Source organism: Mucilaginibacter sp. P1_A3, from assembly GCF_056406855.1.
On the sequence record NZ_JBFTZJ010000003.1, the window covers coordinates 155,103 to 167,951 of the forward strand.

The window sequence follows — 12,849 nt, forward strand, 5'->3', positions numbered from 1 at the left end:
TGACGACAATCACTTTTTGATAAATAATAAAAGATATATTTGTCTTTTATTATTTATCAATTTAGAAAATGGAAGTATTAGACATTTTGGACGTGACCGTGATCGAACCACGGTTTAAACATCCAAAGATTTTTGACAAGTTCGATTCGCTGTCAGCAGGCGAAGCTTTTATTATTTACAATGACCATGATCCTAAACCTTTGTATTATCAGCTCCTGGCTGAAAGAGGTCAGGTATTCTTTTGGGATTATCTGGAAAGCGGGCCGGAAGTATGGCAGGTGAAAATCGCCAAAAAGACCGAAGCAGAAGACACCGAGACCATTGGTGAGATCGTGGCAAAAGATTACCGTAAAGCGCAAGTCTTTAAAAACTTAGGTATAGACTTTTGCTGTGGTGGTAAAAAAACCATAGCTGAAGTTTGTGAGAAAAAAGGGATCAGTCCCGAAGAAGTGGTGCGTCAGCTCGAAGCCGTTAAAGGGGAAGCCACCACGACCAGCGAAAACGATTTTCAAAACTGGGACCTGGGCTTCCTGAGTGATTATATTATCAATACTCACCACCGTTATGTACGCGAGAATACAGCTTTCATCCTGGAGATTGCGCAAAAAGTAGCCCGCGTCCATGGCGAAAGACATCCTGAACTTATCCAGGTAGCCCAGTTATTCGAACGGATCGGCAATGACCTGATCCTGCACATGGTCAAAGAGGAAAAAATACTATTTCCTTTTATTAAGGAACTGGCACAGGTTTATCATACAGGTGGATTACTGCCTTCAGCAAACTTCGGAAAGATCTCCATACCGATACAGGTGATGGATTCCGAACATGAGCAGGTAGGCGGCGACTTTGAAACTATAAGGACCATCACTTCGAACTATCAATTGCCGATAGACGCCTGCAGTTCTTATACTATACTATTCAAGAAACTGGAAGAATATGAAAACGACCTGCACCGTCACGTGCACCTGGAAAGCAATATCCTGTTTCCTAAAGCCATTCAGCTCGAAAAGGAATTATCTTAACGGATAATTATATATAAGGGTTGTAAAATCAAGAGCACAAAGAATGATACTATCCAAATCATGTGAATACGCCATCAGGGCGACGGTTTATGTCGCCCTTAAAAGCAGGAAGAATGAAAAGACGGGGATCATTGAAGTTGCTGGAGCAATTGGTTCGCCCATGCATTTTACAGGCAAGATATTGCAAACCCTGGTCCATAAGAAGATCCTTTCGTCCGCGAAAGGGCCGACCGGTGGTTTTTATGTTGAAAACGGGCAGGACCTTTTCCTGATCGACATTGTACGGGCCATTGATGGCAACGGCCTTTTCACCTCTTGTGTGCTGGGTTTAGAGAAGTGTTCGCAAGCACAGCCATGCCCGATGCATGAACAGGTCAAACCGATCCGGGATATGTTAATGGCCGAGTTCAGCAAGAAGCCGGTTACCGAACTGGTGGAAGAGTTCCATCAGCATAAATACTTTTTGAAGTAAAAAAATTTGATTTAATAAAAGACATTTATATCTTTTATTAATATGATTTAAAGTAGATAAAATAAGCATAAACAAATAAAACACAGCTTATAATATGATTTAAATCATATTATAAGCTGTCGGACATCACGTCCACCCTGCTTGTTTACTGATAGTTTTATCAAAAATTAAAACACAAGAAAAATGAAAAATTTAAAAACCTTACTTATTGCTACGCTAGTGTCAGGTTTGACCTTTTTATATGCCTGCGGTCCGTCAAACGGAGCCACGGAGGCAGACAATACATCGGCCGCTACGCCAGCAGCAAGCGCGGATATTGACCCGGCTGCAAAAAGCGACAGCAAGGGTGTCGGCAAATTCACGGATGTGAAACTGACTGCCATTGACCCCGCAATGGCGGATAAAGGGCTTGTCGTGTTTAACGCGAAATGCGCTGCCTGTCATAAATTGACCGACCAGAAAGTGGTTGGCCCGGGCTTGAAGGATGTTACCAAAAGACGCACCCCGGAATGGATCATGAACCAGATCACCAACCCAGTTGAAATGGAAGCAAAAGATCCGGTTGGCCAGGCATTATTGGCAAAACACCTGACCCAAATGACCTTCCAGAATGTAACGGATGAAGAAACCCGCCAGGTATTGGAATACTTTAGAAAAAACGACAGCAAATAACATTTAAACTTTTACGGATTATGAAATTTTCACCTTATAAATTATTGGTAGCGGCCCTGGTTTTGTTAGCGGGCAGTACCATTTATGGCTGTAAACCCGGAAAAGCCGGCTCATCAGTCGATGCCGATGCCGCGCAAAAAGTATATGTGGCACCAGGTAAATATGATGAAGTATATGCTTTTCTATCCGGCGGGTTTAGCGGTCAGGTAGCTGCCTACGGTATTCCTTCCGGACGCTTGTTAAAAGTGATCCCTGTATTTTCTCAAAATCCTGAGAACGGCTACGGTTATTCGGAAGAAACCAAACCGATGCTGAATACTTCACACGGCTTTGTGCCCTGGGATGATTCGCACCACCCGGAGCTTTCAAAAACCAATGGCGAAGATGACGGTCGCTGGTTATTTATTAATGGAAATAATACGCCGCGTATCGCTCGTATTAACCTGGCAACCTTTAAAACAGCAGAAATTTTAGAATTGCCGAACATCGGCGGAAATCACGCGTCCCCGTTTTGTACGGAGAATACCGAATACGTGGTTGGAAATACCCGTTTCAGTGAGCCGCTTGATAACAATAAAATCGACAATCCGATCAGCAGCTTTAAACAGACCTTCAAAGGTGCTGTATCATTTGTTAAAGTAAATAAAGACGATGGAGCAATGAACCTGGCTTTTCAGCTGATAGTTCCCGCCTTTAATTATGATCTCGCACATGCCGGTAAAGGCCTGTCACATGACTGGATCTTTTTTACCTGCTATAATACCGAACAGGCGCATACCCTATTAGAGGTGAATGCCAGCCAGCGTGATAAGGACTTTATAATGGCCGTGAACTGGAAAAAAGCAGAGGAATTGATCGCCGCCGGTAAGGGAACTAAAACGCCTGCAAAATATGCGCACAATATATATAATGAAAAAAACCACACGGCTACCTCTGTCATTGAAACAGAGACACAGACCATTGATGTCACTAAATTTCCAGGCCTTGTTTATTACATGCCCTGCCCGAAATCTCCGCATGGTGTTGATGTAAGCCCTGACGGTTTAAGTATTGTCGCAAGTGGCAAACTGGCGGCCGTTATCCCGGTTTTCTCTTATCAAAAAATGCTGGACGCTATCGAAAAAAAACAATATGACGGTATGGTAGCCGGTAATATCCCGGTATTGAAATACGAAGCCGTCCTTCGCGGTGAAGTTAAAAAGCCGGGTTTGGGCCCCCTGCATACCGAGTTTGATGATAAAGGCTATGCCTATACGACCATGTTCGTTTCTTCAGAGGTGGTTAAATGGAAAGTGGACAACCTGGAAATTATAGACCGGATACCTTCTTATTATTCACCCGGCCACTTATCCATTGTCGGCGGCGACTCTAAAAAACCATTTGGCAAATACCTGCTTTCCCTGAACAAGATCACCAAGGACAGGTACCTGCCAACAGGTCCGGAACTTGCCCAGGCTTGCCAGCTAATTGATATTACCGGTAATAAAATGAAGCTTTTGCTGGATTTCCCAACCATCGGTGAGCCGCATTACGCGCAAATGATCCCGGCAGAAAAGGTGCTGAAAAACCAAATCAAATTCTTCAAACTGGAAGAAAATAAAAACGCCTATGTAACCAAGTCTGAAAAAGACACTAAAGTAGTACGAAACGGCAACCGGGTGGATGTTTACATGACGGCTATCCGTTCACACCTTGCACCTGATAACATTGATGGCATTAAGATCGGGGACGAAGTTTATGTCCATGTAACTAACCTGGAACAGGATTGGGACGTACCGCACGGCTTCGCGATCAAAGGTGCAAATAACGCAGAATTATTGGTCATGCCGGGTGAAACCTGTACCCTAAAATGGACTCCAGGATTAGCGGGTATTGTTCCCTTTTATTGCACTGACTTTTGTTCAGCGCTTCACCAGGAAATGCAGGGCTACTTTAGGGTGTCACCAGCAGGCTCCAATGTACCCATTAAATTCTCTATCGGCGAAAACCCGGTAACTCAATAATTATAAATCAAAGCGTATAGTGTTTGAAAACACTATACGCTTTGGATAATTCCCCGACCATGAAAACCCATACAAGAGTGTTGATCTTAATCAGCGGCCTGCTGATGCTGAGCGCTTATTTTTTTCCGTTATGGCATATTTTACTGGACGCTCCCCAATACCCCGAAGGCCTGGAAATGAAGATCTGGCTGAACGGACTATCGGGTAGTATCGATCAGATCAACGGTCTGAACCATTATATCGGAATGAAATTTATTTCTGTAGCCGATTTTAAAGAATTTAAGATACTCCCCTATGTATTTGGGGTATTGACGCTCATCGGTCTCGCAGCCGCTATCGCCAAAAGCCGCAAGCTTTTATGGACCTGGTTTATTGGTTTGTGCCTGTTCGCCTGCGTTGGCTTTAGTGACTTTTACATGTGGGAATATAGCTACGGACACAAACTCAATCCACATGCCGCTATCAAAGTAGAAGGGATGAATTACCAGCCGCCGCTTTTTGGCTATAAGCAACTGCTCAATTTTACTGCTGGTTCGTTACCTGATACCGGTGGGATCCTGGTAGGATTAGGCGGGTTATTAGCTGCAACTGCACTTTTTTATAAACCGAAAATTTCTCCAAACAAGATCAAATGAAAAGGTTAAACATTATTACAATGGTGCTGTGTTATTTTTTGACGGCTTGCAGCAACGCGCCCGATCCCATCCGATATGGTAAAGATGCCTGTGCGCATTGTAAAATGACGATCATGGATAAGCGTTTCGCTGCTGAGCTTATCACCGCGAAAGGCAAAGTATTCAAGTTTGATGCAGTTGAATGCATGGGTAATTTTATAAGCGAAAATCCTGCCATTGCCGACGACTCGAAGAGTGTTTTTTTAGTCAATGATTTTAGCAAACCCGGACAATTTACCGATGCCCGGAAATCCTTTTTCCTCCGGGATAGTTCGCTGTCCTCACCTATGGGTGGGAATTTGGCGGCTTTTCTTTCCCGGCCAGCGGCAGAAGCCGCAAAAAAAGACAGGTCGGCACAGGTGTATGACTGGTCACTGCTATTAAGTAAAGACAAATGATGAGATCGCTGATCGTTAAAATAGGTTTGTTGTTGGCGATGCCGCTTCCGTTATGGGCACACACGATCATCGTGGCGCCCGGAACAAAGGTGGCAACGCTCAAACAGGCTGTAAACCTCGCCAAAAATGGCGATACCATACGCGTTGAAAAAGGGACCTATATTTCACTGAATACGATAGTAGATAAAGAACTGACCATTTTAGGGCAGAACCAACCGATCCTGGATGCCCGTTACCAGGAAGAAGTGCTGACGATCACTTCCAGTCATGTTAAACTGGACGGTTTTATCATCCAAAATTCAAAAACGGGCTCCATGCGTGATTTTGCAGGCATCCGCTTAAGTAATGTGGAATTTGTGACCATTAGCAACAACACGCTCGTCAATAATTTTTTCGGAATTTATTTATCCAACTGTAAACACATCCAGGTACTGCATAATCATGTTACCGGCTCCAACAACATTGAGAACTCCGGGAATGGCATCCATTTATGGAAATGTAAGGAAGTACTGCTCAACGGAAATTACGTGACCCGTCACCGGGATGGTATCTATTTCGAGTTCGCTAAAAAATGTCTGATCGAGAATAATTTCAGTGAAAAGAATATCCGTTACGGGCTGCATTTCATGTTCTCTGACGATGACACCTATCGGCAAAATACCTTTAAAAACAATGGATCAGGTGTTTCCGTCATGTACACCCGGCGCATTGCCATGCTGGATAACACGTTCATTGAAAACTGGGGTAGCTCTATCTATGGCGTATTGCTCAAAGAGATCACCGACGCGCGGATCGAAGGCAATCATTTTATCCGGAACACCACCGGTATCTATATGGAAAACTCCGACCGCATCATGATAACCCATAACGATTTTATTTCCAATGGCTGGGCCATGCGGGTACTGGCCAGCTGTAACAAGGACCATTTTACCCAAAACAACTATAAAGGAAATTCTTTTGACGTTACCACCAACGGTACTTTAAAAGAGATCTATTTCAACGACAACTATTGGGACAAATACGAAGGCTATGACCTGAACAAGGATGGTACCGGTGATATCCCGTACCGCCCGATAAGCCTGTACGCGCAGATCATCGAACAGAACCCGCAAAGCGTCATGCTGATGCGAAGTTTCATCGTTAACCTGATCGACAAGGTAGAACGCGCCATTCCTTCCATTACGCCCGAATCTGTTAAAGACGAAAAACCAAGAATGAAACCATGGAAAAGATAATAGTGGTCAAGGGACTTAAAAAATCATTTGGACGGCTGGAAGTACTCAAAAATGTGAGCTGCGATTTTACCAGCGGCGGGGTGGTATCCATCCTGGGGCCGAATGCCTCGGGGAAAACTACGCTGATCAAATCCATCCTAGGGATGGTTATACCGGATGGCGGAGAGATCTTGTTTCAAGGCAGGTCTATTCTGAACACCTTTGATTATAAAAGAAACATCGGTTATATGCCCCAAATAGGGCATTACCCCGATAACATGAAGATCGGTCAGCTTTTTAAAATGGTTATGGATATCCGGCAACAGGACGCGGTGGACACAGAACTGCTCAAAGCTTACCAACTGGAAAGCATGTATCAAAAAACCATGCGCACTTTATCCGGTGGCACGTTACAAAAAGTAAGCGCTGCGCTGGCATTTATGTTTAACCCTGATGTGCTGATCCTCGATGAACCATCTGCCGGCCTTGACCCGCTCGCCGCCGAAGCGCTGAAAGAAAAAATACTGGAAGAAAAATCTAAAGGTAAACTGATCATGGTAACCTCCCATATTTTGAGCGAAGCCGATGAGATATCTGATCATATCCTCTACCTTTTTGAAGGCCAGATCAAATTTTATAAAACTTTAACGGACTTGAAACTGGAGACCGGCGAGCAGAAACTAAGTAAGGCCTTAACACAAATATTGAGTTCACCATCATGCTAAAGATCGCTAAATATATCATCCTTGATATTGTACGCAGCAAGGTATTGCTAGCGTATACACTTTTATTGCTGGCGATCAGCCTGACCATTTTCTTGTCAGATGCCGACGTAACCAAAGGTCTGGTAAGCATTACGACGGTTATCCTGATCATCGTTCCGCTGGTGAGCATCGTTTATGCGACCACTTATTACTTCAATGCGGCCGAATTCACCGAAATGCTGGTATCGCAGCCCATCAGCAGGCGAAATATTTTACTGGGGAAATTCATCGGGATCAGCAGTTCGATCTTGCTTGCCTTTTTTATTGGCGTATGTATTCCCGTTTGCCTGTTCGCTTTTTCTGCCACCGGCATTACACTGATGATCTCCGGCTGCCTGCTGACACTCAGCTTTATTTCGCTGGCTTTCCTGACATCGACCATCACCCGCGATAAAGCCAAGGGTATTGGACTTGCCCTAATGCTTTGGTTCTATTTCTCGATCATATTTGATGGGCTTGTTTTATTATTCCTTACGCTTTTTGCCGATTATCCCCTGGAAAAAGCGATGATCGTTTTAACGGCATTAAACCCAATAGATCTTGCCCGTATCCTGATCCTGCTGCAACTGGATATTTCCGCGTTAATGGGCTATACGGGCGCGCTTTACCAGCAGTTTTTTGGAAGTGGTATCGGGATCGTATTTTCCCTGTTGATGCAAATGATCTGGATCATTGTGCCATTATTTTTTGCACTTAAAATATTCAAAAAGAAAGACCTATAATGAAAAAATCAATCACTGTTATTGTGTTTGCACTCGCTTTTTCTGCACTTCATGCAACGATTCGCTATCAGCATGAAAAAACTTCCGAGGAATTGGTGCTGAATAATGGCACCAAATGGAAGATCGACCAAGCTACCGGTAATAATGTTGCCCGTCTCCGGCAGATCGCAAAAAAAGTCAACGGCAATACGTTAGCTGATTATCACCAGGCAGGCACCACGTTAAAGGCGGGTATCGATCAAATGATCAAAGAATGCCGGATGAAAGGCCCTGATCACCTGGCCCTGCACAAATGGCTGGAACCTTTGATGGAACAAGTTGCCCAGCTTAACCAGGCAACTAACGCAGCATCGGCCAAAATCCACATCAATGAAGTAAAAAAACGCTTAAATATATTCAATCAATATTTTAAGATATAACAATGTTAAAGCAGTTAACGGCATGGCTTTTAATTTTCTCGGTGCTCACCGTTAACTACTCCCGGCTGTTCGTTTATGCCGGGTTCAAATTGAACCAAAGCTATATTACCGCCAAACTGTGCGAAAATCGAGATAAACCTTTACTGCATTGCAACGGTAAATGTTACCTGATGAAAAAGATAAAGCAAGCGGAGGACAAACAAAACAATGCCGAAAGCCAGGCGCAAAAAAACCTGTTCCAGGATGGTTATTTTGTCAATAATTTCTTTCACAACAGCACCTTATGGCGCGTGGGTATCGAAAGCCCGTTCCCGTCCGTAGGAAATTACGGTAAACTTCGAGGTGCTTTTCACTCCATATTCCGCCCGCCCCAATTGAGTTGATCTTTAATTAAGTGTAACCATCAAGGAGGAGCCTTTTGGCACCTCCAATGGATAATTTATGCACGGATCGTTTCTTCCGGCCTAAAGAATAATTTTCAACGATCAGCAAACCGCGAGCGGTTTTACTCAATATATATTCCAATGAATACGCTAAAAAAAATGGCGTTGCTTATGATAGTCACCGTTTTAGCGGTGCAATGGGCAAACGCACAATACATTTATAAAGGCCATATCGCCGATAATACCATCAAACAGCCACTGGAATGCGCCTGTATTCGCGCCAATGGCAAATTGTGCTGCACCAGTAAAACAGGGGACTTTCAGCTTTCGCTTCCATCTGACACGGCCACTTTGACAATTACTTATATTGGTTACACGACAAAAGTTTTTCCGGCGCACAGTTCAGCTATTCCGGTGAGCATTGTAATGGATAACGGGCAGGTTGACCTGAAAGAGGTGGTGATTGCCCCTTCACTGATGTGCAGTCCTTTTCATACCCTGAGTACTTTAGATCTGCGGCTGCGCCCGGTCAATTCTTCACAGGACCTGATGCGTCTGGTTCCCGGCTTGTTCATCGCCCAGCATATGGGCGGCGGCAAAGCGGAACAAATTTTTGTACGGGGCTTCGATGCAGATCATGGCACCGACCTGAATGTTTCGGTCGATGGTATGCCGGTCAATATGGTTTCCCACATTCACGGGCAGGGTTATGCCGACCTGCACTTTCTAATCCCTGAAACGGTAAAGAATTTTGACTTTGGCAAGGGTCCTTATTATTCCGCTTATGGCGATCTGGCAACGGCAGGCTATTTAAGTTATACCACCAAAGACGCGATTGACAGGAGCATGATCAGCCTGGAAGACGGGCAGTTCCATACCTTCCGCATCGCGGCACTGGTCGATCTGTTAGGGAAGCAAGCCGCTCAAAGCGGAACAACAGCCTATATAGCCGGGGAATATAATTATACCGATGGCGCTTTTAAGCTGCCGGAACATTATAAACGCACCAATCTGTTCGGAAAGTACACTCAAAAAATAGGAGCAAACAATAAATTAACCTTAAGCGCTTCTACCTTCAGCACCAGTTGGATCGCTTCCGGGGAAATCCCTGAACGGGTAGTTGCGGCTAATACGGTTGCGCTTGACGAACAGGGAAACGCGATCAGAATCCAGGCCGCTCCTGTAACCATCGACAGGTTTGCCGCCATCGACAGCGCCCAGGGAGGCCGCTCAACAAGGGTGAATGCCATTGCCCGCTTAACCACTGGTTTAAAAAACGACTGGTCCATGGAAAATCAGCTGTACTACACCCATTACACATTTTCATTGCATGTGAACTCCACTTTTTTTGCGGAAGACAGTGTTAACGGCGACGAGCGACAGCAAGCGGAAACTCGGGATATGTTCGGTTATAACGGCAAACTCAGTAAACGCAAATACTGGGAGAATAACCTCCTGACTTCTATTATTGGATTGGCCGGTCGCTTTGACCGCACCTATGGCACCGTTTATGACCACGTAACCAAACAATACCAATTCCTGGATAACATCACCCGGGGCGATATCCGACAAAATAACACGGCCATCTACCTGGATGAAACATTGGAAAGTGGTAAATGGCAGTTCAACGCTGGTGCACGGCTGGACTACTTTAAATTCAATTACCATGATTCCACTAAAAACAGTTTCGAGGTAAGTCCAAAACTGAATGTCCAGTATACAGCCAATGAACAAATTCAATTTTATCTGAAAGCGGGTAAAGGGTTTCATTCCAATAACGCGATCGCTATCATCGCCAATAACGGGCTGGAAACTATCCCGTCAGCATATGGGTTGGACGTGGAGCTGAACTGGAAGCCAATGCCGCGCTTATTCATCAACGCAGCGGTGTGGTACCTGTATCTGTCTCAGGAATTTGTTTACACCGACGATGGTGACATTGTGCCAGGTGGTAAAACCAAACGTTCTGGCATTGATCTCTCTGCCCGCTACCAGCTGACCAAATGGCTTTTTGCCGACCTGAACGTCAATATGGCCCGTCCAAGATACGCCGACAGTACAAAAAGCACCGGCTACCTCGCGCTCGCGCCCACGTTGACCAGCACCGGGGGGCTGGATTTTAGATTAAATAACGGGATCAACGGCGGGTTGAGCTACCGCTATATGCACGACCGCCCCGGAAATAACACGAATACACTCACCGCAGACGGCTACTTCGTAACTGACCTGAAGATCAACTACAGCAAAAAACGCTACGAGTTCGGTTTAACTGTAGAAAATCTGCTGAACAAAAAATGGAACGAATATGCCGTTGAACAGGTGAGCCGCTTGAGAGGAGAAGCTGCACCGGTTGATCAGATGAGTTTTACACCAGGTACCCCCTTGTACGCGAAAGTCAGGGTGGCTTTTTTCTTTTGACAATATATACTATCATTACCAACTGAATATTTAAACGAAAGTCCATGAACAAGCCCCAGAAAGGATGTAACCTCGAAAAATGTTTTTTGTGTAGTAATACCGTTCCAGAATGGCGCGAGACCATCAACCTCCATAAACAAAACCTGAAATTCAAAAAAGGCGAGGTGATATTTAGCGAAGGGCAACCGGTAACAGGCATTTATTTTGTTTATTCCGGCGCGGCAAAAGTTCATAAGAAATGGGGCGATGACAAAGAACTGATCATCAAGTTTGCCGCCGATGGGTCTATACTAGGGCACCGGGGACTGGGTAGCAAACTGGTTTACGGCGTTTCCGCTACTGCTGTAGAATCGCTGGTAGTTTGTTTTGTGGATATCAAGTTTTTTGAAGCTTCGCTGAAAACCAATAGCGACCTAAGTTATAAACTCATGGTGCTTTTTGCAGAAGAACTGGATGTTTCCGAACGGAAAATGCGTGACCTGGCACATATGCCTGTCAAAGGGCGCGTGGCGCAGGCCTTGCTATCATTAGAAGAACAGTTTGGAAAAGATGTGAATGGCTACATTAACTTTACCCTTTCGAGGCATGATCTCGCGGCCTTCGCCGCCTCGACCTACGAAACAGTGTTCCGGGTGATCATGGACCTTATAAAAGAAAATATAGTTATCGTGACTGGTAAGCAGATCAGGATCAATGACCGCCAAAAACTGGCGGGACTCACAGGCTGGTTGACTATGAGCGTACATTAATGTATTGGCAAATAGGGCAACGCATTTTCGAGGAGGAACAACAAGGGAAAGACCGGGCGGATTATGGCAATTACCTCACTAAATTTATTGTTGATCAATTAGAGCCGGAATATGGTTGTGGATTCTCGAAACGGCAGATAGAACTATTTCGTCAATTTTATCGCACATTCCCAATTGCGAACGCAGTGTATTCGCAATTGAGTTGGAGTCAATATAAAGTTATCATCAGGCTTGATAGCCAAGATAAACGCGATTTTTATATAGCTGAAACCATTAAGAATAATTGGACCGTACGCCAATTGGAACGTCAAATCCATAGCAGTTTGTGGGAAAGGTTGTTAATGAGCAATGACAAAGATAGCGTATTGGCTGTGGCTCGAAATGAAAAGCAACCGTCCGATGCTAAAGAGATAATTAAAGATCCCATGTACCTTGAGTTTTTAGGATTACACCGCGAGGCGTCCTATTATGAAAAAGACCTGGAGCAAGCCATTATTACACATTTGCACGATTTTTTATTAGAAATGGGTAATGGTTTCGCGTTTGTGGCAAGGCAAAAGAGGCTGCATATAGAAGGCGACGAGTTTTTCATTGATCTTGTCTTTTATAATCGCCTCTTACAATGCTTTGTAATTATAGAAATAAAAACCATAAAATTTACACATCAGGATATTGGCCAACTACAGATGTATGTAAACTACTATGATCGGTACGAAAAGAAAGACTTTGAAAATCCAACCATCGGTATTTTATTATGTGCAGAAAAGAACAATGCTGTTGTAAAGATATCTCTTCCGGAAGATAACAAAACTATTTTTGCAAGTGAGTATAAGCTGTATTTACCTACCGAACAGCAATTAATTGCAGAGGTTAAAAAAGAAATCGAAAAGCGGGGGTAACAATAAGTAATTATGTTGGTTCTTCAAGGCTTTTTACTTG

Annotated in this window: 14 protein-coding genes; all 14 read left to right on the forward strand. The window is 44.3% G+C overall.

Features of this window, described 5'->3' with window-relative positions; genetic code table 11:
* Positions 1-68: 68 nt before the first annotated feature.
* The 14 genes from ric (at position 69) to AC1D0K_RS07430 (ending at position 12,809) form a co-directional block, all read left to right on the forward strand.
* On the forward strand, positions 69-1,022 hold the full coding sequence (gene ric, locus AC1D0K_RS07365) for an iron-sulfur cluster repair di-iron protein (protein WP_477390355.1): 954 nt from the start codon (positions 69-71) through the stop codon (positions 1,020-1,022).
* Between the two features lie 43 nt (positions 1,023-1,065).
* Positions 1,066-1,494, forward strand: a complete 429-nt coding sequence (locus AC1D0K_RS07370) for an RrF2 family transcriptional regulator (RefSeq protein ID WP_477390353.1) — start codon at positions 1,066-1,068, stop codon at positions 1,492-1,494.
* A 183-nt stretch (positions 1,495-1,677) separates the two neighbouring features.
* Positions 1,678-2,166, forward strand: a complete 489-nt coding sequence (locus AC1D0K_RS07375; RefSeq protein WP_477390351.1) for a c-type cytochrome — start codon at positions 1,678-1,680, stop codon at positions 2,164-2,166.
* Positions 2,167-2,186: 20 nt separating this feature from the next.
* Positions 2,187-4,169: a Sec-dependent nitrous-oxide reductase gene (nosZ, locus tag AC1D0K_RS07380; protein ID WP_477390349.1), complete on the forward strand. Its 1,983-nt coding sequence runs from the start codon at positions 2,187-2,189 to the stop codon at positions 4,167-4,169.
* Positions 4,170-4,228: 59 nt separating this feature from the next.
* Positions 4,229-4,804, forward strand: a complete 576-nt coding sequence (locus AC1D0K_RS07385) for a hypothetical protein (protein WP_477390347.1) — start codon at positions 4,229-4,231, stop codon at positions 4,802-4,804.
* Positions 4,801-5,241: a nitrous oxide reductase accessory protein NosL gene (locus tag AC1D0K_RS07390; RefSeq protein ID WP_477390345.1), complete on the forward strand. Its 441-nt coding sequence runs from the start codon at positions 4,801-4,803 to the stop codon at positions 5,239-5,241. Before AC1D0K_RS07385 ends, AC1D0K_RS07390 begins: the two co-directional genes overlap by 4 nt.
* Complete coding sequence (locus AC1D0K_RS07395; protein WP_477390343.1) at positions 5,238-6,476, forward strand: nitrous oxide reductase family maturation protein NosD; 1,239 nt, start codon at positions 5,238-5,240, stop codon at positions 6,474-6,476. The genes AC1D0K_RS07390 and AC1D0K_RS07395 overlap by 4 nt, the downstream gene beginning before the upstream one ends.
* On the forward strand, positions 6,464-7,180 hold the full coding sequence (locus tag AC1D0K_RS07400) for an ABC transporter ATP-binding protein (protein WP_477390341.1): 717 nt from the start codon (positions 6,464-6,466) through the stop codon (positions 7,178-7,180). Before AC1D0K_RS07395 ends, AC1D0K_RS07400 begins: the two co-directional genes overlap by 13 nt.
* A complete protein-coding gene (locus AC1D0K_RS07405; protein WP_295711562.1) occupies positions 7,174-7,941 on the forward strand; it encodes an ABC transporter permease subunit in 768 nt (255 codons plus the stop codon). Before AC1D0K_RS07400 ends, AC1D0K_RS07405 begins: the two co-directional genes overlap by 7 nt.
* Entirely contained in the window at positions 7,941-8,360 is a 420-nt protein-coding gene (locus tag AC1D0K_RS07410) for a hypothetical protein (protein WP_477390339.1), read from the forward strand. The genes AC1D0K_RS07405 and AC1D0K_RS07410 overlap by 1 nt, the downstream gene beginning before the upstream one ends.
* Positions 8,361-8,362: 2 nt before the next feature.
* A complete protein-coding gene (locus AC1D0K_RS07415; protein ID WP_477390337.1) occupies positions 8,363-8,743 on the forward strand; it encodes a hypothetical protein in 381 nt (126 codons plus the stop codon).
* 141 nt (positions 8,744-8,884) lie between these two features.
* Complete coding sequence (locus AC1D0K_RS07420) at positions 8,885-11,161, forward strand: TonB-dependent receptor (RefSeq protein ID WP_477390335.1); 2,277 nt, start codon at positions 8,885-8,887, stop codon at positions 11,159-11,161.
* Positions 11,162-11,205: 44 nt separating this feature from the next.
* Positions 11,206-11,910 (forward strand): Crp/Fnr family transcriptional regulator, encoded by a 705-nt coding sequence (locus tag AC1D0K_RS07425; protein WP_477390333.1) that lies wholly within the window; start codon positions 11,206-11,208, stop codon positions 11,908-11,910.
* Positions 11,910-12,809 carry a PDDEXK nuclease domain-containing protein gene (locus AC1D0K_RS07430; RefSeq protein WP_477390331.1) on the forward strand — a complete coding sequence of 300 codons (900 nt, stop codon included), beginning with the start codon at positions 11,910-11,912 and terminating at the stop codon, positions 12,807-12,809. Before AC1D0K_RS07425 ends, AC1D0K_RS07430 begins: the two co-directional genes overlap by 1 nt.
* Positions 12,810-12,849: the final 40 nt, after the last annotated feature.